General features: G+C 56.6%; 9 protein-coding genes. 4 read left to right on the top strand and 5 right to left on the bottom strand.

All coding sequences use genetic code 11. The features are described from left to right. The first annotated feature begins 1 nt into the window (after position 1). Positions 2-1,711 carry a hypothetical protein gene (locus tag ACQKLP_RS07455; protein ID WP_427321534.1) on the top strand — a complete coding sequence of 570 codons (1,710 nt, stop codon included), beginning with the start codon at positions 2-4 and terminating at the stop codon, positions 1,709-1,711. 75 nt (positions 1,712-1,786) lie between these two features. Here ACQKLP_RS07455 and ACQKLP_RS07460 read toward each other — a convergent pair whose 3' ends face one another. Beyond that, the gene (locus tag ACQKLP_RS07460) at positions 1,787-2,518 is read right to left on the bottom strand and encodes a pyridoxine 5'-phosphate synthase (protein ID WP_423736174.1); all 732 of its coding nucleotides are present in this window, start codon (positions 2,516-2,518) and stop codon (positions 1,787-1,789) included. Between the two features lie 148 nt (positions 2,519-2,666). Continuing rightward, positions 2,667-4,040 (bottom strand): adenosylhomocysteinase, encoded by a 1,374-nt coding sequence (gene ahcY, locus ACQKLP_RS07465; protein ID WP_427321536.1) that lies wholly within the window; start codon positions 4,038-4,040, stop codon positions 2,667-2,669. Positions 4,041-4,387: 347 nt separating this feature from the next. On the opposite strand from ahcY, the gene ACQKLP_RS07470 reads away from it, so the two are divergent. From ACQKLP_RS07470 to ACQKLP_RS07480, 3 genes are all read left to right on the top strand, one after another. Next, complete coding sequence (locus tag ACQKLP_RS07470) at positions 4,388-17,008, top strand: Calx-beta domain-containing protein (protein ID WP_427321538.1); 12,621 nt, start codon at positions 4,388-4,390, stop codon at positions 17,006-17,008. An 18-nt stretch (positions 17,009-17,026) separates the two neighbouring features. Next, positions 17,027-17,941, top strand: coding sequence for a PorP/SprF family type IX secretion system membrane protein (locus ACQKLP_RS07475; protein ID WP_427321540.1), 915 nt, complete (start codon positions 17,027-17,029; stop codon positions 17,939-17,941). Between the two features lie 833 nt (positions 17,942-18,774). Beyond that, positions 18,775-18,960: a PLDc N-terminal domain-containing protein gene (locus ACQKLP_RS07480; RefSeq protein ID WP_427324357.1), complete on the top strand. Its 186-nt coding sequence runs from the start codon at positions 18,775-18,777 to the stop codon at positions 18,958-18,960. 321 nt (positions 18,961-19,281) lie between these two features. Here ACQKLP_RS07480 and ACQKLP_RS07485 read toward each other — a convergent pair whose 3' ends face one another. The 3 genes from ACQKLP_RS07485 to ACQKLP_RS07495 form a co-directional block, all read right to left on the bottom strand. After that, positions 19,282-20,013, bottom strand: a complete 732-nt coding sequence (locus ACQKLP_RS07485; RefSeq protein ID WP_427321542.1) for a PrsW family intramembrane metalloprotease — start codon at positions 20,011-20,013, stop codon at positions 19,282-19,284. A 7-nt stretch (positions 20,014-20,020) separates the two neighbouring features. Then, positions 20,021-21,703: a helix-hairpin-helix domain-containing protein gene (locus ACQKLP_RS07490; RefSeq protein WP_427321544.1), complete on the bottom strand. Its 1,683-nt coding sequence runs from the start codon at positions 21,701-21,703 to the stop codon at positions 20,021-20,023. A 75-nt stretch (positions 21,704-21,778) separates the two neighbouring features. Next, the coding region (locus tag ACQKLP_RS07495; RefSeq protein ID WP_427321546.1) for a hypothetical protein at positions 21,779-22,057 on the bottom strand (279 nt) is incomplete at its 5' end.

Here is a 22,057-nt window from a genome sequence, read left to right on the forward strand (position 1 = left end):
CATGAATAAAATAATGCTGGCGATGGTATCGCTTTTCAATCCACTTTGGCGCATGCTGGGCGTGGATGTCATGCAACTCCGCACTATCCTCGACACCAAGCTGCGCATAGACGACCGCCGTCCCAACGTCTACAACCGCGGCTCGCGGCAGAGCTCAACGAAGCCGGTGCGCAACAGCGCCATTCTCACGATGGTGCTGTCGTTTTTCATCGGGATGATCTATCTGTCGGTTTTTACGGTGGGGACCGATATCCGGCTGCAATCGTTCCTTTGGTTTTCCGCCTATCTGCTCACGATGTGCATCACGCTCATCACCGATTTTTCGTACGTGCTGATCGACCCCCGCGACAATTACATCCTGCTGCCGCGGCCTGTGAGCGACCGCACGCTGGTCGTAAGCCGGTTGCTGCACATTGCGCTGCATATTTCGAAGCTCGCGGTGCCGATGGGCTTATCGCCTTTCCTGTATATCTGTTATTTCTTCGGGGTGTTACCGGGGCTGTGGTTTGCGCTGCTGGCGCTCATGCTGACTTTCCTGGCGATATTCCTCATCAATCTCGCCTATTTGCTCGTGTTGCGGATCACCTCGGCCGAAAGGTTCAAGGAAGTGATCAACTCCATGCAGATCGTGTTTTCCATCGTGATGTTCGGCGTGTACTTTCTGGGGCCGCGCGTGTTGCGGAACATCCAGGTAGAGGGCGTGTTCAGGAGCGAAGATTTTCCCTGGCTGCCCTTTGCGCCAACCTGGTGGTTTGCGGGATCGTTCAGTTGGCTGGTAGACGGATGGCGGGCGAACACCGCGCTCAGTATCGCTTTGGCCTTCCTGACGCCCATGGTGTGCCTGTGGGTGGTAGCGCGGTTCCTGGCGCCGAGCTTCAACCGGAAGATCGCGGGAATGGGCGCCAGCGATCCCGCGCCGCCGGTCGTGAAAACGGTTAAGGCCGTGGACGGGAAGGAGCCGTTTTACCGGAAAATGTCGCGCCTTTTTGCCAAAGGTGGCCAGGAACAATTGTCGTTCGAGCTGGTATGGCTGCTGACGGCGCGCACGCGGGAATTCAAGCTGAAAGTATATCCTTCGATCGCGTATGTGTTCGTCATCACCGTGGGGATCGTTTTCTTCTCCGACCGCGGATCGTTCCAGCAGAAATGGGGGCAGATCCGGGATACGCCGATCTATCTGTTCCTCATCTACATGAGCAGTTTCATTTTCATTACCGCTATTTCCCAACTGGTGTATTCCGAAAAATACAAGGCTGCCTGGGTGTATTTTACTTCGCCGCTGGAAGCGCCGGGGCCCATTCTCGTGGGTGCCTGGAAAGCCGCACTGGTGAAGTTTTTGCTGCCGGTATATGCAGGCGTTTCCGTGTTCGCCGCGGCGATCTGGGGCCTGAAGATACTGCCAGACCTCATCTTGGGTTTCATCAACGTATTGGTGATCAGCCTGCTGTATGCGCTCATCGTGCTGCGCGAGCTGCCGTTTTCCGCTGCGCCCGATCTGGCGGGAAGTTCCGGGAAACTGATGCGTAATTTACTGGTGATGACCATTCCAGGGATCATCGGCCTGGCGCATTTCCTGCTGGGGTTTGTGGGGAAGGAAACGCCGGTCCTGTATTTCGGCAGCGTGGCGCTTTTTGCGGTGATATCCGCCGCCATATTTTACCTGCTGTACGGTTCTTACCGGAAATCGGGTTGGAAAGACGTAAAAAGCTGACGGGCGGCCGTCAGCTTTCTGGATATTGTTGCAGGCAGTGCGTGGGCGCTGCCTGTTTTCGTTGGTGGGAGGGGGTTAGTCCTGCAATTGCCGTTTGTACAGCTGGATGGTGTTTTCCAGGCCATAGTACAGTGCGTCGCAAACGAGGGCGTGGCCGATGGACACTTCTTTCAGTTGCGGGATGTGCAGTTTGAAGAAGCGCAGGTTATCGAGGTTGAGATCGTGACCGGCGTTGATGTCCAGCCCGATTTCGGTGGCGGCGCGGGCCGTGTCTTTATAATCGTTGAAGAGCCTGAAATTCTGCGGTTGCGTGCGGGCGTTGGCGTATTCTTCCGCGTAGGGGCCGGTGTATAGCTCGATGCGGTCCGCACCGGCGGATTTGGCGCCTTCCACTTTGCTGACGTCTGCGTTGAGGAAGATGGAAACCCGGATGCCGGCGGCTTTGAGGGTGCCGATGACGTCTTTGAGGAACGACTGGTAAGTGACGGTGTCCCACCCGTTATTGGAAGTGAGGACGCCCGGCGGATCGGGGACGAGGGTGCATTGGTGGGGTTTTACGTCCAGCACGAGGTCCATGAAATCGGGGGCAGGGTAGCCTTCGATGTTGAATTCGGTGGTGACGAGCGGTTTCAGGTCGCGGACGTCCTGGTAACGGATGTGGCGCTCGTCTGGCCGCGGGTGAACAGTGATCCCGTCTGCGCCGAATGCTTCGCAATCCTGCGCTACTTTCAAAATATCCGGAAGATTGCCGCCGCGGGCATTGCGCAGCGTCGCAAACTTGTTGATGTTTACACTCAGCTTAGTCATGCCGCAAAATTACGATTTATAGGGGAGGAACGCGGCGATGTGGGGGATAAAAATGACGAGCGTAACTGGCGGGGTGATGAGGGGTGTTGGTGGATAAAAAAAGCAGCCCCCTTGCGGAGGCTGCTTCGTGATATCGGTAAAACCGCTGTTAGTAGCGATAGTATTCCGGTTTGAAGGGACCTGCAACGGGAATGCCGAGGTATTCGGATTGAACGGTGGTGAGCTCGTCCAGTTCCACACCGATTTTTTTCAGGTGGAGGCGGGCAACCTTCTCGTCGAGATGCTTGGGGAGAACGTACACCTTGTTTTCGTATTTCTCGGTGTTCGTCCACAGCTCCAGCTGGGCGAGGGTTTGGTTGGTGAAGGAGTTCGACATGACGAAAGACGGGTGGCCGGTGGCGCAGCCCAGGTTCACGAGGCGGCCTTCGGCGAGGAGGATGATATCTTTCCCGTCGATGGTGTATTTGTCTACCTGCGGTTTGATCACCACTTTGGTATTGCCGTAGTTCTTGTTCAGCCAGGCAACGTCGATTTCGATGTCGAAGTGGCCGATGTTGCAGACGATGGTTTTGTCTTTCATGGCTTTGAAGTGCTCGCCGGTGATGATATCGCGGCAACCCGTGGTGGTTACGATGATATCGGCTTCTTTCACGGCGTCAGCCATTTTTTTCACTTCATAACCTTCCATAGCGGCCTGGAGGGCGCAGATGGGGTCGATTTCGGTAACGATCACGCGGGCGCCTGCGCCGGAGAGGGATTCTGCGGAGCCTTTGCCTACGTCGCCAAAACCAGCCACAACAGCCACTTTACCGGCGATCATCACGTCTGTAGCGCGACGGATCGCATCTACACAGGATTCGCGGCAGCCATATTTGTTATCGAATTTGGATTTGGTAACGGAGTCGTTGATATTGATGGCGGGCATGGGCAGGGTACCTGCTTTCATGCGCTCGTACAGGCGGTGAACACCGGTGGTGGTTTCTTCGCTGAGGCCCTTGATGTGCTGGATCAGCTCGGGATATACGTCGAACACCATGTTGGTGAGGTCGCCACCGTCGTCGAGGATCATGTTCAGGGGGCGGTCGGTAGAGCCGAAGAACAGCGTCTGCTCGATGCACCAGTTGAATTCTTCTTCGTTCATGCCTTTCCAGGCGTATACCGGGATACCGGCGGCGGCGATGGCGGCGGCGGCATGGTCTTGCGTGGAGAAGATGTTGCAGGAAGACCATTGCACTTCAGCGCCGAGGGCTACGAGGGTCTCGATCAGCACGGCCGTCTGAATGGTCATATGCAGGCAGCCGGCGATGCGGGCGCCTTTGAGGGGCTGGGATTTACCGTATTCTTCCCGCAGGGCCATAAGGCCGGGCATTTCAGCTTCCGCTAACTGGATTTCCTTGCGTCCCCAATCAGCCAGTGACATATCTGCGACTTTGTACTTGAGGCTCAAATCAATCTTGGATTTCGTTATCGTTGACATTCCAATAATTTTTTGCAAATCTACCTTTATTTTACCTATTCCCATAAACTAAAATCCCCTCATATCTGCATCAGTTTGAATGGTTATTTACCTGCATTTCGTAATTATATATAGATAAATAAGTATAATTATTACTTGTTTTAATATTATAATTATTATACATTTGCTTCGATAGGTGGATTCCGTCCACTTATCAGTTCAGTATCCGGAGTCATTGAAGTAGGAGCGTGGTACCTTCCCAGGGGTGCCCGTGGTGGCATTGGTTATCGTGCCGACAGTTCCCGCCGGTGGTGCAGTCCTTAGCTTCCGGAGTCAAAAAACGCCAGTTTCAGGCGGAAAAGTATGTATGTAAAGAAATTTTAAAGTTTTTTATGTTAGTCCTATCCTATCCTATGAAAGCGGTCATCCGTTTCGCCCATGCATCCCGGTGCGTCGCGATCGTACTTACCCTCCTCTTTCTTTCCGGCGGGGCCATGGCACAGGTTACCCCTGTCACCATCAATCCTACGGGCGGCAACGCAGGCGGTAACGACCTGAGGATCACCATCACCGACACCAGCGTGCAGGTAAGGCATAACGGCGCCGACCAGTTTTCCCTCGACCCGATGCTGGACCGGTACGCCAGGGGCGGGTTGCGGACTTATTTCTCCCTCGAACAGGAGATGGGGCCCAAGGTACCGGCCGACATAAATCCCCAATACCTGAAACATTGCGAGATCTCCGAAGTCTCCGGAGACGGCTCCGCCGCCAACCCCTGGCGGGTAGTGGCGCAATCGAGCATCCATAACAAGCGGGGATACGACTATTTCATCAGCACCACTTATAAATACGTAGCCGGGAACAGGTATTACACCATCGATTTCATGGTAACCTCCAGCGAAACCGCGCACGATGGTACCAACGGGGGGACCTATTGGCTGCATTTTTACCTGTCGGAAGCCGCTTTCATGAATGGAAGCGCCTGTGCGAAAGGGTTCAAGGACGGCATTACCCCCAGCACCATGGACCATTATTATTCCATGACGAGCTCCAGCGGGGCCGTGGTCGATTTTTACAGCACGGTAGGGGTGACGCGCTCCGCCGGCGACTGTGCCAACCCCGTGACCGGCACGCACGTTTTCAAAACGGAAGCGCCGTTTTCATCGTTCGCATCGCGCCCATTCATCAGCCGCGACGACAGGAATGGCGATTTCCTGCTTTCCAACGTCATGACCGATAATGTGCCGCTCGACATGGGGATCACCGTTCACAAGGCGGTAGAGATCGTTCCCCACCTGGATCTAACCACTTACCGGCACGCTTCCAAGCAATTCGTTGTCGGCTTCGACCGGGCGGAAATCAACGGCGTGACGCCCGTAGATCCGCCGGTGCCCGCGCCGGGCGTGGAAGACGATCCCATGCGGATCTTCAATGCCACGGTCAACTTCGCTTCTGCCGCGCCGGAAGGAATGGAGGGGAACAGCGACCATGCCATCACAGGGCTCGAACTGATGATCGGCCGCGGGCAGTTCAACCTGCCGCAGATCCTCGAAGTAGTGGCCACCCCCCTCGGAGCCGGGGCCGGCAATGCCGTTCCCGGGACCGATTATGAAGTGGTCCGTCAAAAAATCATCATCGAACCAGGCAGGTACTGGGATTCCGTTGTAGCTATCGATCCGATTAAAATCAAGGGGAACACGATCGTCGACAACGACCGCAAGTTCCGTGTGGAACTGCGGCCGCTCACCTGCTCGCCGCACCTGACGATCGGGCCTAATAACGTAGTCGAATACACGATAATTGATGACGATGAGAACCGCGTTTTCCTGGAACCGGTGTCTACAGCCGTTCGTGAAGGAGAAAAGGTAAGAGTGAAAGTAAAAGTGACCGGCGTTACCCCGCTCGCCAGCGACCTCACGGTGACGCTGACGAAACCCGCGGTAGGGGAGCCCGCCGCCGAAACAACCGATTACTCCGGCATCCCCAGCTCCGTGACCATCCTGGCCGGCCAGTGGGAAACTTTCTTCGAGATGACGGCCACGTCGGACCGCATCCTGGAAGAAAACGAAAAAATCGATATCGAAGCCACTGCGGTGTTCCCCACAAAAACGAGCACGCACAAAGTGACACTCACCATCATAGATACGACCGGCCTCAATCCAGACAACCGCATCATCACCCTCGCCGTGCCGCAGGGCAAAGAGGGCGAAACGGTTGCCGTGAAAGCCAGTCTGCCTGCGGGTGTTACCACAGAAAAACCCATCACCGTCAATATCGACCTGCTGGCGGGCGACCCCACCAACACGGCCGACGCATCTGACGTAAGTACCATGCCTGCTACCATTACCATCCCCGCATACGGGAATTCGGAAGAGCACAGCATGTACCTCGAGGAAGACTTTGTGATGGAGGATTTCTATGAATACTGGAATTTCGAAGGATCGGCTTCCGACCACGACGGCGCATTCACCGTGATGCCGGGCACGTTGATAATAGAAGATAGTCCGATGGGCAGGGAGCTCAACGTATTATTAATGACGCCCACGCTTACAAGGGAGAATGGCAGCCAGGTAACGGTCCTGTTCGAGATGACCGGTTTCGCAGTTGCGCCTCCGGGCGGCCTGCGGTTCCCGATCCAGATCAAAGCCGTTGACCCTGCTACCGATGCGGATATAAACGATATCGCGTATACGGGGAATTTTGAAGTGGAGATCCTGGAAAACGAATCTTATGGTGAATACACTTTCACGATCCCCAACGATCCCGTTTGGCTCGAAGGAATGGAAAAGCTGTACCTGACCGGTTCCAAACTGGGCTTCACTTTCCTCAACGACGTAATGGTGAGGATCGTGGATGAAACCGCGGCAGACCCCGACAACCTCCGCCTCATCGTGGAAGCACCGGCGGATGTGAAAGAAGGCAACACCGGCACCATCACCGCCAGGCTCGCCAAACCGACGCTGAAACATAAAGGCGCGGTGCAGGTAGACCTCACGTTCGACAACTCCACCGCCATCCCGGCCGACTACACGCTGCCGGATACTAAGATCATCATCCCCCAGGGCGATAACGGTGCCTCCATCACGATGACCGCCGCAACCGACGCGCTCATCGAACCGGCGGATACGCTCAAGATCGTGGGAAGCGCTACCATCGCCCTCACGCCGGCAGTGTCCGACACCGCGAAGATCGCCATCCTCGATCCCCCGTCCACCAAAATCAAATTTACCGCCACGCCGCTCACCCTCACGGAAGGGCCCGGCGGCATCACCGTCACCGCATCGCTGGAATACGGCACCGCTGCCGCGGATATTCCCATCACGCTCAAAATCGGCAGCGGCTCCACGGCCGAAGCCGCCGACTTCACCACCACGCCGGCATCCATCAAGATCCCGGCCGGCAGCCAAAGCGGCACTTTCACGATTTACGCTACCGACGATCAGCTCCTCGAAGTCCAGGAATCCCTGGAACTGAGCGGCGAATCCACCGGCTATACTTTCGAAGGACTGACGTTCCAGATCACCGATCTGCAAAACGGCAACGTTAATAATAAGAAGATCAGCATCCAGCCGCAGGCGGCCACGCTGAACGAAAACGGCGACCTCACCGTTTGGGTGCGCCTGCCTTCCGGCATCAAAACTTCAACGGCCATCACCGTGAACCTGGGAAGGGGCGCGGCCAGCAGCACAGACCTGCAGACATCGGAATACACCATGCCGGCCAGCGTGACCATCCCCGCCATGGGCAACGAGATCAGCTTCACGCTGCATGCCAATACCGACAATGTGCTCGAAGCGGATGAACTGCTCGAGATCGAAGGCACCGCCACCGTTTGGGGGACCGCGCAAACCGGCAAGGGCAACGTAATTATTAAAGATGTGCGCACTACTGCCATGAAGCAACTGGTGGTGACCGGCCCTGCCGAAGTAGCGGAAGGGTTCACCGGTAACTGGCGCATCGCGCTGCCGGCGGGCGTTACGGCGGAAACACCCATCGTGGTGAACATCGCCGTGGCAACGGTTGGCAACACGACCACCGGCGCGGATTTCACGGGCGGATACCCGGTTACCGCCACCATTCCGAAAGGACAACCTTATATCGATGTGCCTTTCGTTGCGAAAGCGGATAATATCGTGGAAGGGATGGAAAGACTGGAGATGACGCTTTCCTCCACCGACGGCTTCACCTTCACGCAGCAAATCGGCATGAACGTGAAAGACACCGACCCCGCGGGCTTCCAGATCCGGCTGACGGCCGGGGCCACCACCCTGAACGAAGGCGCCGCCACCGTGATCACCGCTACGCTCGACGGCTTCACTGCCACTTCCGCCATTGATGTGGTACTGAGCGCGCATGGGTCGTCGACCGCAACGGCCACCGACGACTACGATCCCCTGGGCACGATACACATCAACGCCGGCGCCAATTCCGGCACCTTCACGCTGCAAACCAAATCAGACCTGCTGCTGGAGCCCGATGAGCTCATCGCCGTGCGCGGAACTTCCACCTACACCGTAGTAGGAGAAGACATTACTATTAAAGATGTAACCGGCACCAACGCCAACAAAACGCTGTCACTCACGCCGGTAACCGCTTCCGTGAACGAAGGCGGCCAGCAGACGATGACAGTGAGCCTGCCCACTGGTATTAAAACCACGCAGCCCATTACCGTTACCATCACGAAAGGCGCGGGCAGCGCAGCTGCCATCACCGCTTCCGATTACACGATGCCGGCCACGGTAGTGATCCCGGCGATGGGCAATGATGTGCAGTTTAGCCTGGATGCCAATACCGACGGCATTATCGAACCGGCAGAATTGCTGCAGGTAAGCGTTTCGGGAACGGTATTCGGATTCGCCACTTCGGATGTATCGGATATCACCATCAACGACGTTTCCAATAAACAAATCACGGTGACCGGCCCGGCAACCGTAGCCGAAGGCGGCAATATCACCTGGCGCTTCGCATTGCCATCGGGCGTTACTTCGACCAGCGACATAAATATCGCATTGGCGCTCGATCCCGCATCCACCGCCACCCTGGCCGATCTTACGGCCATGCCTGTGCTGAAGATTACAGCTGGGCAGCCTTTCGGTGAAATCATTTTCAACGCGAAGGCCGACCAGTTGATCGAAAGCACGGAGACGCTCAAATTCACGCCCTCCGCCAGCGGGGGATTCACTTTCACGCAACCGGTTTCGTTCACCATTACGGATAACGACCTCGCCGCAGCGGGCATTGCACTGTCGTTTGCCCCGAGCCCCGTGGCAGAAGGCGGCAGCACGGTGATCAAGGCTACCCTCACCGGCGGCGTGACAACTGCCGGGAATATTACGGTAACGCTGGCGAAAAGCGCCACGTCGACCCTCGGCGACAGCGAGCACGGCACGCTCGGCAATATCGTCATCGCCGCAGGAGATACGGAAGGTACGCTCATGCTGACCACCACTACCGACCTGCTGCTCGAGCCGACCGAAACGCTGGTGATCACGGGAACGGCGACTTCCGCCATCCCCATTACCGGCGCCACCCTCAGCGTGACCGACGCTACCGGCACCCTCGCCAACAAAACCCTCCAGATTTCCCCGCTGACCGCCACGTTGATGGAAGGCAGCGATCTGGAAATTACCGTTGGCCTGCCGGCGAACATCATCACCACGCAGGACATTACCGTAACATTGACGAAAGGCGCGGGCAGCGCGGCTTCGCTCACATCCACCGATTACAGTTTCCCGGCTACCGTGCTCATCGAAGCCGGAAAAAACAACGCGAAATTTATCCTGCATGCCAATACCGACGGACAGATCGAAGCGGCGGAACTGCTGGAACTGAAAGCCAACGCCTCCGTGTTCGGCAACAACAGCACGGCCACCTCGCAAGTTACCATCACCGACGTATCCAATAAACATATCACGGTGACGGGCCCGGCTGCCGTTGCGGAAGGCAATAATATTACCTGGCGCTTCGCGCTGCCTTCTGGGGTAACCGCCACCAGCGATATCAATATCACCCTGACGCGGAATGCTGCTTCTACGGCTACCATGGCCGACCTTGGCGCATTGCCCGCATTGAAGATCGCGGCCGGACAGCCTTTCGGGGAAATCATTTTCACCGCACCGGCCGACCAGCTGATTGAACCTGGAGAAACGATGATCTTTGATGCAGCCGCAACAGGATTTACGTTCTCCCAACCGGTGACCTTCTCCATTACAGATGGCGACCTCGCCGCGGCGGGCATCACGCTGTCGGCCACACCGGCCACGGTGGCGGAAGGCGGCAGTTCGGTGATCAAGGCAACACTGACAGGCGGCGTCACTTCCGCAGGCAGCATCACCGTTGCGCTGGCGAAGAACGGTGCGTCTACGCTCGGAGACGCCGAGCACGGCGCGCTGGGCAATATCACCATCGCGGCGGGCGCAACGGAAGGAACGGTGACCGTGACCACCAATACCGACGCGGTGCTGGAACCCACGGAAACACTCGTGATCGGCGGATCGGCGACTTCGTCCATCCCCGTAACGGGCACCACGCTCAGCGTAACCGACGCAACCGGTACCAACGCCAACAAAACGATTTCGCTCACGCCCGCAACCGCCACCATCGTGGAAAGCGGCAAAGTGACGATGACGGTTTCCCTGCCTGCGGGCATCACCACGGCAGGCCCCATTACCATTAACCTGGCGAAAGGGGCGGGCAGTTCCGCGTCCCTGACGGCTTCCGATTACAGTTTCCCCGCCTCCGTTACCATCGATGCGGGCGGCGACAGCAAAACGTTCGACGTAACGGCAGTAGCCGATGCGCTCATCGAAGCGCCGGAGCTCCTGGAGCTGACGGCTACCGCCACCGTGTACGGATATACTTCTTCCGACGTATCTAATATTACCATTACTGACGTTTCGAATAAACATATCACCGTAAGCGGTCCGGCCACCGTGGCCGAAGGAAGCGCCATCACCTGGCGTTTCGAACTACCGGCAGGCGTTACGGCCACCAGCGATATTAATATTTCGCTGACGGCAGACCCCGGCTCCACGGCTTCCCTGGCAGACCTGACGGGTATCCCTTCCCTGAAGATCCTCGCCGGTGCACCTTATGCCGATATTACTTTCACCGCCAAAGCCGACCAGCTGATCGAAGCGGCGGAAACACTGGTGCTGAACCCGTCCACCATTTCAGGGTTCACGTTCAGCCAGCCCGTTACCTTCTCCATTACCGACGGTGACCTTTCAGCCGCAGGCATCACCCTTTCGGCCACGCCGGCGGGCGTAGCGGAAGGCGGCAGCACCGTGATCAAAGCCACCCTTACCGGCGGCGTGAAAGCGGCAGACGATGTGGTAGTGACCTTGGCGAAAGACGGCGCGTCGACCCTCGGAAACACCGAGCACGGCGCACTGGGCACGATCACCATTCCCGCGGGCGCCACCGAAGGCACGTTCACGCTCACGACCAATACCGATCTGCTGCTCGAAACCACCGAAACGCTGGTGCTTACCGGCACGGCTACCAATGCCATTCCCGTAACCGGCATTACCGTTACGGTGACGGACGCGACCGGCACCACCGCCAACAAAACCCTCCAGCTCACGCCTGCCACCGCTACCGTGGCGGAAGGAGGGAAGGTGACGATGACGATCGCATTACCGGCCAATATTATCACGACACAAGCCATCACCGTTACCCTCACGAAAGGTGCGGGCAGCTCCGCATCGCTGACGGCTTCCGACTACAGTTTCCCCGCTACCGTCACCATCGACGCGAACAGCAACAGCAAAACGTTTGACGTGTCGGCACTGACGGACGGCAATATCGAAGCGAACGAAACCCTCGAGCTCAACGTGGCCGGCACTGTATTCGGCTTTGCATCGACTGCGGTTTCCAACATCACCATCACCGATGTTTCCGACAAAACCATTTCGGTGAGCGGTCCGGCGACAGTTGCCGAAGGCAGCAGCATCGTGTACCGCTTCAGCCTGCCTTCCGGCGTGACGGCAGCTGGCGATATCAATATTACATTGACGGCGGATGCGGCATCTACCGCTACCCTGGCCGATCTCACCGCGTTGCCCGTTGTGAAGATCCCGGCCGGCCAGCCGTTCGTAGACGTCACCTTCGCCGCGAAGGCCGATCTGCAGATCGAACCGGCGGAAACGCTCATGCTGAGCCCCTCGGCCGCAGGGTTCACCTTCGCCCAACCCGTTACCTTCACTATCACCGACGGCGACCTCGCAGCCGCAGGCATCCAGCTTTCCGCTGCGCCCGCCACCATCGCGGAAGGCGCGGGAACGGTGATCAAAGCGACGCTCACGGGCGGCGTTACGGCGAAAGACAAGATCGTGATCACCCTTACGAAAGACGGCGCTTCCACGCTCGGCAACAGCGAGCACGGCGCCCTGGGCACCATCGAGATCAACGGCGGCGATACGGAAGGAACGTTCACATTAACGACCAATGCCGACCTGCTGCTGGAACCCACCGAAACACTGGTGCTCGGCGGCACGGCGAGCCCGGCCATCCCGGTTTCGCCGGTAACGGTTTCCGTGACCGACGCCACCGGCACCAATGCCAACAAAACGTTGCAACTCACGCCCGCCACCGCCACCATTATGGAAGGCGGAAAGGTAACGATGATGGTTGCGCTGCCTGCGGGTATTCAATCTACCCAGCCAATCGTAGTGACGCTGGCAAGAGGCGCTGGCAGCTCCGCATCGCTCGCGGCCAGTGAATACAACTTCCCGGCAACGGTTACCATCGATCCGATGACGAACAGCGCCACGTTTGACGTAGAGGCGATCGCAGACGGCAACATCGAAAGCCCCGAACTGCTCGAGCTGGTAGCCAGCGGAACGGTGTTCGGATTTGCATCGACCGACAAATCCGCCATCACGATCACCGACGTTTCCAACAAACATATAACAGTGACCGGTCCTGCCACCGTGGCGGAAGGCAGCGGCATAACGTACCGCTTCAGCCTGCCGGCCGGCGTAACCGCTTCCAGCGATATTATTATTGGTTTGACGGTGGATGCGGCCGCTACGGCAACGCTCGCCGATCTGACCGGTCTGCCCGTGGTGAAAATCCCGGCAGGACAACCCTTCGTTGACGTTACGTTCACCGCGAAGGCGGACGGGCTCATCGAACCGGACGAAACGCTGATCCTGAGCCCCTCGGCCGCAACGTTCACTTTCTCCCAACCTGCATCGTTTGCTATCACAGACGGCGACCTTGCCGCCGCGGGCATCACGCTTTCAGTGGCGCCCGCCAGCCTTGCGGAAGGCGGCAGCACGGTAGTGAAAGCCACCCTCACCGGCGGCGTAACGGCGACATCCGGCATTACGGTGACGTTGGCGAAAGGTGGGGCGTCGACCCTGTCTGATACGGAACATGGCGCGCTGGGCGTGATCACGATCCCGGCGGGCTCCACCGAAGGAACGTTCACCCTTTCCACCAACACCGACCTGCTGCTCGAACCTGCGGAAACGCTCGTGATCGGCGGCACGGCCAACCCGAATATCCCCGTAACCGGCACTACCCTTACCGTGACCGACGCAACCGGCACCAACGCCAACAAGACACTGCAGCTCACGCCGGCCGTAACGACGGTTGCGGAAGGCAATAAAGTAGTGATGACGGTGGCGCTGCCTGCCAATATTATTACCACGCAGCCCATTACCGTAACGCTCGCCAGGGGCGCAGGAAGCGCAGCTGCGTTGACGGCGGGCGATTATATTTTACCTGCCAGCGTAACGATCGCTGCAGGTGCCAATAGCCAGACTTTCGAAGTAGAAGCCGCGGCGGATGCGATCATCGAAAGCGCGGAACTGTTGCAGGTCACGGCATCTGCGAATGTATTCGGTTATGCGACCAGCAAATCGGCAGACATCACGATCACCGATGTTTCCAATAAACTCATCACGGTGGCCGGTCCGGCTACGGCGGTGGAAGGGAATACCGTGACGTGGACGTTCAGCCTGCCGGCGGGCGTAACTTCCGAACAACCTGTAGTCATCAACCTGGCGCAAGGTACCGCTACACCGGCGGCAGCTGCGGCAGACGTGGAAGGAGGGTTCCCTGCTTCGGTGACCATCCCGGCAGGTTCGCCTTCCGTAACGCTGGACATCGATATCAAATCGGACGACCGCATAGAAACGGTCGAGAAACTGGAACTGGTGCCCTCGGCACCGGGAGGCTTCACTTTCAATAAGTCTGTACTGATCGATATCCACGATGCGCCCGTAACCGGCAACATCTCGATGACGGCAACGGCAGCTACCATCCGCGAAGGCGCCTCCGGCACAACGATCACCGTTGCGCTGCCGGGCACCTACATCGCGGGCAGCGACATCGTCGTGAACATCTCGAAAAACGCCCTTTCCACCGCCGCAAATACGGATCACTCGGCATTGCCCGCTTCCGTGACCATCGGCGACGGACAGCATTCCGCAACTTTCACGATCAGTGCGGCTACGGATAATATACTCGAACAGCTCGAATCGCTGCAACTGGAAGGTGCCGCCGCCGGATTTACGGTAGACGGCATCAGCATCAGCCTGGAAGACGCGACCAGCCTCGATCCCGCCAACACGAAGATTTCGATGCTGCCTGCCGGCGCACGGATCGCGGAAGGAACGGCGGGCCAGTTCAGGCTCAGCTTGCCTGCGGGCATCACTTCCAGCACCGATATCGCGGTGCAGCTTTCCAAGGTAGATGCTACGTCCACCGCGGCAGACACCGATCACGGCGCTATCCCCGCACTCGTGACCATCCCCGCGATGGCTGCTTCCAGCGCCGATTTCGCCATCACGGCCGCTACGGATGGCATCCTGGAACCGGTTGAAATATTGCGTGTGAGCGGAAATCCGCCCGCAGGCTTCAGCTTCGAAGAAGGTGTGATCGAAATCGCGGACGGAACGGGCCTTATCCCCGCCAACCGCCTCATTACCATCACCATCGATTCTACCACACTGCATGAAGGGAATGCCACGAAAGTGAAATTCTCCCTGCCCGCAGGTATCACCACGGCGCTGCCCATTACCATCACGGTAGGAGCGAACGCCGCACAAACTGCTACAGCGGCCGATTTCTCCATCTCGCCGCTCCCCGTGGCCATCGGTGCGGGCCAGCAGGAAGTAACGGTACAGCTCACCGCCGTTCAGGATATGATCGCCGAAGTAGCCGAAGTGCTGCAAATCACCGCCGCCGCCACCGGGTATACGTTCTCGCCGGCCACTACCATCACCATTCCCGGTGAGCCCGCGCCCGGACTGAGCGTTACGCTGACGAAAACCGCCGATGCGGCGGAACCCTCGTCTAACGGTACCTTCCGCATCCAGCTGGCCACCGGCACGGCACCCGCCGATATTACCGTGACGTACACGACCGGCGGTACCGCCACTTCCACGAAAGATTACACGGCATTATCCGGCACCGCCGTCATCAAAGCGGGCGATGCGGGCGTGAATGTTCCGGTGAGCGTGCTGGACGATAAAATCCTCGAAAACAGTGAAACCATAACGATGACCCTGGTTTCCGGCAGCTTCGATTACCTGGGCGCCACCGTTCCCGTGAACATCGCCACCTCCGGCGCAATCTCCATGACGCTGGCGGATGACGATGGGAACATCGACCGGAGCATCCTCATCGAAAAGATCGCCGATGCAGCAGAACCGGCCACGGCGGGCCGCGTGCGCGTTCGCTTCGCGAATACCGGTTTAACAACGGTTGTGCCGGTGAACGTGACCTATAACATCGGCGGCACCGCATCCGCAGGCGCGGATTACCAGGTGCTCACCGGTTCTATCGACATCCCGGCCGGACAGAAAGAAGCCATCATCACGATACTGCCTGTCAACGACCTCATCCTCGAAGGCACGGAAACCGTCGTAATCACGCTCTCGGCCGCCTCCGCACCGATCGGCAGCTACACCTGGCCCATTGCCGCTCAAAACACCGCCACGGTGAACCTCCTCGACGATGACCAGATCAAAATGGAAGTGACCGCACCGGTGGAAATCACCGAAGGCGGCAATATGACGGCCAAGCTCCGTTCGTCGGAAGCCTTCCCCACGGCCATTCCCGTGAAGATCACGCTCACGCACGACGCCGTGCGCACCGTGAGCACGGCCACACCACGGACGGGCACCACGCTCACCGTGACCATGCCGGCGAACCAGACGGAAGTTACCTTCCAGCTCACATCCGACGAAAACGATACGAACGACGACGACGGGTACATCAACCTCGCCATCCTGCCCCACAGCGGCGCAGGCCAGCCTTATGGCGTAGGAACGGCCGATAAATCGAGCACAGCGGTGAAAGACAACGACGCACTGGTGATCGGTTTCGCATCAGACAGCGCGCGGATCGACGAAGGCAATTCCGGGATGGCCATGCTGGCTTTCAAAGTAACGCTGAGCCGGAAGAGCACGCGCCCGATCGAGCTGCAATACGCGTTCGCGGATGCGTTCGAGGGCCAGGGCGCCGGTAAGGACCCGCAGCGCGCGAAGCCTGCCGAAGACTTCCAGGATGCCACGCGCAAGATCGTGATCGCGGCAGGGGAAGTGGAAGGAGTGATCGAAGTGCCGGTCATCGGCGATGTGAACGTGGAAGAAGACGAATTCTTCGCCGTGAAACTGACAGCGGCCGTGGTGGCTTCTTCGCAGAATGTGCCCACGATGGGTACGGCCGCCATTGCGGTGGGCGTCATCGTGAACGACGATGTGGTCCCCGATATGGAGATCCGTGTGCATAAAGGACTGTCGCCCAACGGAGACGGGAAAAACGATGCGCTGGTGATCGAGAACATCGAAAAGTATGTCCGCAACGAGATCGCGATCGTGAACCGTTGGGGAGGTACCATTTTCCAGACCACGAATTATCATAATCAGAACAACGCGTTCAAAGGCATCGCTAACCGGGGCGGTGGCAATGGCAGCCTGCTGCCCGACGGGTCTTACTTCTACGTGCTCCAGGTCTGGGGCGCAGATGGTAAGATGACGCGTTTCACCGGCTATATCGTACTGAAATCCGCCCAATAAGCTTTAAATGTTTTTGAGATGAAAACAGGCATTCAAAAGATTTTCCTTTCCCTGGCCGCGCTCTTCGTGGCCGGGGAAGCTGCCGCCCAGCAACAGCCGCTGTATGCGCAGTATCAGTATAACGGGATGGTGATCAATCCCGGATATCCTTCCATGGACGAGTTCGGCAGTGCCACCGTGGTGATGCGCAACCAGTGGGTGGGGATGGAAGGCGCGCCGAAAACTGCGACGTTTTCCTTCTATTCGCCTATCCGCTCCACGGGCACCAGCGTAGGTTTCATGGCGCTGAAGGATGAGATCACGGTATATTCCCAAACGGGCTACCATTTGAACATCTCCCAGAAGGTCAAGCTGGATGACAAACTCTACCTGGCGATGGGCCTGAAGGGCGGGATGGAGCAGTACCGGGAAAACAACGATCACCTTGGGAGTCCTGACGATCCGGTGTTCGCCAATAACCAGTCGTACTGGAAAACCGATGTCGGTTTCGGCTTCGTGTTGTTTTCCGACAAGTGGTTCATTGGCTTTTCTGCCCCCTCGTTCCATAATTTTGACCTGGGCGGCTCGGTGAACAAAGTGGAGTTCAAGCGGCATATGTACCTGCACGGGGCATATATCACCAAGATCAACGACTTCCTGAAATTTAAGCCGGGGGTGGTTTTGCGCCAGGTGAGCGGGGCCGGTGTGCAGGCAGATATCAATGCGATGTTCATCTTGAAGGACGTGTTATGGGCGGGTGCTACCTGGAGAACGGAGAAATCGGCCTGTGCAACGGTACAGGTGCAGGTGTCGAAGAACTTCCAGTTCGGGTATTCGTATGATTTTGCGTCGAACACGCATTTGAAGAGCATGCAGGGCGGATCGCACGAACTGATGCTGAATTACCGGTTCAGCCTCCAGAAAGATAAAAAACCGGCTCCCCGATTGCTTTAACGGATAAAATTTTATACATTAGTGAAATAAATATTCAGGTTATTGCATCTGAAATTTATCCAGCTACGTATATACTCCCGAACAAGCATACACGACATGTTTTGCCTCGCCTTTCATAGTTGTTTATCCAGGTTTATTTTGGTTAATAGTTAGTTATCCTAACGTGAAGGTTTTGAATCTTCATTTTTTTAAATTAGATTTGATTTAAAGATTGACACCGTAAGTGAGGCTGTTGTTTAGTGATCAACCAAAGTTCTTTCCAACACGATTCCGATTTTAATCATCAAAGATATTTGTCGATGCGGCAACGCAAAGGCAGTAAGAGTTGTCTTAAGCTAAATTGGAGAAAAATTCGAGCCTGATGTTCGTGTCGGGCTCTATTTTCAGTTTTTCTTTCGGCGATCTTGCGAAAAGCATTTCAAAGAGTCTTATTAGGGAATAAGGGATTTTTGTCTTAAGCTAAATTGGAGAAAAACGAGCCTGGTTGTCTTATCGGGCTCTTTTCATTTTACCCCTTTCCGACTGCTCCGTTTAAACTATCATTCCGCCAGAAAATTTTCTGCCGGGCTTACAGAAATAGTTTAGTAATCCTAACTATATAATTAATTTTTTGTAGATTTACAGAGAAGGAAAACGCTTCGCCATGGCCCTTTCCTGAAAATCAACGACATCTGCTTTCACAAACTTTTTATATCCACTTTGCATTACTAGTTAATTTGGAGGATGGGCCTGATTGTCAAGTCGGGCCTCTTTTTTTATGCTTTTTTCCGAAAAATCGCTAGATTTAAAACATACCAATGCACCGGATAACCATGAATGAGGAAGTGTTGCTCATGATATTGTTTCTTGCCCACCTGTGGCTGGTGGTCCGCTTTGTGGTACTTCATACTTTTAAAAGGACCGACAACAACCGCCCTTATCACCTGAAATGGCTCATGCTGGTATTTTTTGTACCCTTTTTGGGATACGGCCTCTATTTCTGGTTAACCCGGAAGAGTATTTCCGAAAATCAATCCTGATCCGGCGATATGTTCGTCAAACTAGTCTGACCCTTGATTTCAGCCGTGATAGGCCTGTAATCCGGCTTATTTCCCCCTTCGTTGCTAAAATTCGATGACCGTTATCCGGTCACCGGTCGATGCTCCGGATAGAAGCAGTGAATCACAAGTTCCGTTGAAGCGCATCCAGCTGGTCTTCCATCGAAAATCGAACTTAAAAATAATGCTGGACAGACCATCCGTTCGATGCATCCGTCCAGCATTGTTTTTGATGACCGACCGGCGAAAGCCCGGTGTCGATCCGGTTATTAACCGGTGAATAGCGGCTGATAAAAGCACCCGTCAATCCGGGTCCCGCTCTTTTTCCATGTTCACCGCGTTTTCATTTTCCTGCCGCAGCCTTTCCCACTCGCGGGAAGTAGCCCTGTGCTGCCGGATCGCGCGGATAGACAGGCGAACGGCGATAAAAAGGCACACCAGCGCGGCCAGTACCTGGAAGATGCTGTCGCCGATAAACAGGAAGAAATCGAACGCGCCATGGAACATCACCGCCCAGAAAAGCCCCGTGAACAGCAACGTGCCCCTGTGCTGGGGGATAAACTTCGCCAGCCCGGCATAATACCCCATCAAAATCGCAAAACAGGCGTGCGCCGGCACGGAAATGAACATCCGCGCCCAACCCGTGGCTATCCCGTATTGGTACACGTAGCTGATATTTTCCGCCGTGGCGAAGCCCATCCCGATCATCACGGAGTACACAATACCGTCAAACGGCTCGTCGAACGCTTTTTTCGGGTAAGCGAAGTACCGCAGCACGAGGTATTTTCCACCTTCTTCACTGAGGCCCACGATAAGGAAAGCATAAATCGCGCTGCTGAGCAAACCGTCGCCGGAAGGCCGCCAGCCGCGGATGGCGGCCGCCGTCTGCACGAAAAGCGGCAACGCCACGCAGAGCACGCCCAACAGGAAACAACGGACCAGCAAGCCCAGGGGCTCACGGTTGCGCTGGTCGAGCGCGTAAATGACCAGCATGATGGCGATCCCCGGCGCTACAGCCAGGGCGAATGCGTTCATTAACATGTCAGATTCCTTTGGATTGTCTCCGGGCCGCCAGCCAGGCTTCCAGTTCGGAAAGGCTGAAGCTGCTCAGGTTTTTGTCTGCAGAGAGACCGCCTTTTTGTGCGGCGAGCGCGCCGTAGCGGATGTCGGCAAACCCTTCGATCGTGTGCGCGTCCGGGTCGATGGAGAGCATCGCGCCCTTGCCGATGGCCAGGGAGATCCATTCCCAGTCGATGTCGAGCCGGCGCGGGTGCGCGTTCAGTTCGATCACTACCTGGTTGGCCACGCAGGCGTCGATGATGGCGGGATGATTTACGGGGTAACCGTTGCGGCTCAGCAGGAGGCGGCCGGTCATATGCCCGAGGATCGTCGTATATGGGTTTGCGATGGCTGCCAGCAGCCGGGCCATGGCTTTTTCTTCCGGCATTTTGAGGTTGGAGTGCACGGAGGCGATGACCAGGTCGAAGCTGCGGAGGATATCGTCCGGGTAATCGAGGCTGCCGTCGTTCAAAATATCCGCTTCGATGCTTTTGAGGATTTTGAAGGGCGCGAGTTTTTTGTTCAGCTCATCGATCTGCGCGTGCTGCGCCAGGATGCGGTCGGGCTGAAGGCCGTTGGCATAGAATGCGGAGCGGGAGTGATCGGAGATGACGAGATATTCGAAACCTTTATCCCTGGCGGCTTTGGCCATATCTTCCAGTGAGCTGGCGCCATCGCTCCATTGGGAATGGGAGTGGATGATGCCTTTGATATCGCTGGCCTGGATGAGTGTGGGGAGTTTGCCGGCGGCGGCTTTGAGGAGGATATCGGGCGTTTCGCGGAGGGCGGGCGCGATGTCCGGGAGGCCGGCGCGGGTGAAAATTTCGGTTTCGGTGGCTTCGGTGCCGCCGTTGGCAGCGCCTTCACGCGCGAAGAACGCGGTGAGGAAGGCATCGGTGCCGGTGGTGGTGAAGAGTTTGGTGGCGAAATGTTCGGGTGCGGTGCCGAAGAGGCGTATTTTGACCTGTTCACGGAATTGAACGAGGATGGAATCGTCGGTATTGCCGAGCCTTTCGAATCCATCGAGTGCATGGAAAGTATCGGACACCAGTTCGATGGGGGTGCCTACAACGAATTCCAGTTCATCGATAACGGGTTGCTGGCGGCGGTAGGCGCCGGTGGGGGAGACGGGCGTTCCGGGGAAGGATTTCTCGAGGAGTGTGAGAAGTTCTTTGGCGAAGGGCTCTACTTCGGCGAAGAGGAACCTTTCGCGGTTGGAGAGGAAGAATTCGATGCTCTGGCGGATGGATTCCTGCGTTTTGGCGCCGAACCCTTTGAGGAGGGTGAGCCGGTTTTCGTTGCAGGCGTAGAGGAGTTCGCCGAGGGTTTCGATTTCGAGTTCTTTCCAGATGGTGGCGATCTTTTTGGGCCCGATGCCTTTGATGCGCATCATGTCGAGAATGCCTGCGGGAGTTTTGGCGAGGTATTCTTCGAGGAGGGTAAAGGCGCCGGTGTCGAGCATTTCGCAAACAGATTTACCGGTGGATTCGCCGATGCCTTTAATGCGGAAGATAGCGTCTCTGGGCGTTTCCTGGAGGGGAACGGTGAGTTTTTCTATCTGGAAAGCCGCGTTGGCGAAGGATTTGGCTTTAAAGGGATTATCTCCGTGGATGTCCATGAGTTTGGCGAGCAGGGAGAAATTATCGGCGATGACGTAGTTATCCATAGGGGTGTAAGTTAACAAAAAAAAGAACCTCGATTTTCATCGAGGTTCTTTATGCTACAGTTTGTAAATCCGATCTTACATGGCCGGAGCTGCAGGAGCAGAGGGAGCTGCTTTTTTAGCAACTTTCTTTTTCGGAGCAGCTTTCTTAGCGGCGGCTTTTTTAGGAGCAGCTTTCTTGGCAGCGGCTTTCTTAGGAGCAGCTTTCTTAGCAGCGGCTTTTTTAGGAGCAGCTTTCTTAGCAGCAGCTTTTTTCGGAGCGGCTTTCTTAGCAGCGGCTTTTTTAGGAGCAGCTTTCTTAGCAGCAGCTTTTTTCGGAGCGGCTTTCTTAGCAGCGGCTTTTTTAGGAGCAGCTTT

Origin of the sequence: Chitinophaga sp. NPDC101104, assembly GCF_050277495.1 — a bacterium.
In the GTDB taxonomy this organism is placed as follows: Bacteria; Bacteroidota; Bacteroidia; order Chitinophagales; family Chitinophagaceae; genus Chitinophaga.

What these genes read in the sequence shown, in the direction of transcription:
- ACQKLP_RS07455 (WP_427321534.1), top strand. Translation starts at nt 2, where the DNA reads ATGAATAAAATAATGCTGGCGATGGTATCGCTTTTCAATCCACTTTGG.
- ACQKLP_RS07460 (WP_423736174.1), bottom strand. Translation starts at nt 2,518, where the DNA reads ATGACTAAGCTGAGTGTAAACATCAACAAGTTTGCGACGCTGCGCAAT.
- ahcY (WP_427321536.1), bottom strand. Translation starts at nt 4,040, where the DNA reads ATGGGAATAGGTAAAATAAAGGTAGATTTGCAAAAAATTATTGGAATG.
- ACQKLP_RS07470 (WP_427321538.1), top strand. Translation starts at nt 4,388, where the DNA reads ATGAAAGCGGTCATCCGTTTCGCCCATGCATCCCGGTGCGTCGCGATC.
- ACQKLP_RS07475 (WP_427321540.1), top strand. Translation starts at nt 17,027, where the DNA reads ATGAAAACAGGCATTCAAAAGATTTTCCTTTCCCTGGCCGCGCTCTTC.
- ACQKLP_RS07480 (WP_427324357.1), top strand. Translation starts at nt 18,775, where the DNA reads ATGATATTGTTTCTTGCCCACCTGTGGCTGGTGGTCCGCTTTGTGGTA.
- ACQKLP_RS07485 (WP_427321542.1), bottom strand. Translation starts at nt 20,013, where the DNA reads ATGAACGCATTCGCCCTGGCTGTAGCGCCGGGGATCGCCATCATGCTG.
- ACQKLP_RS07490 (WP_427321544.1), bottom strand. Translation starts at nt 21,703, where the DNA reads ATGGATAACTACGTCATCGCCGATAATTTCTCCCTGCTCGCCAAACTC.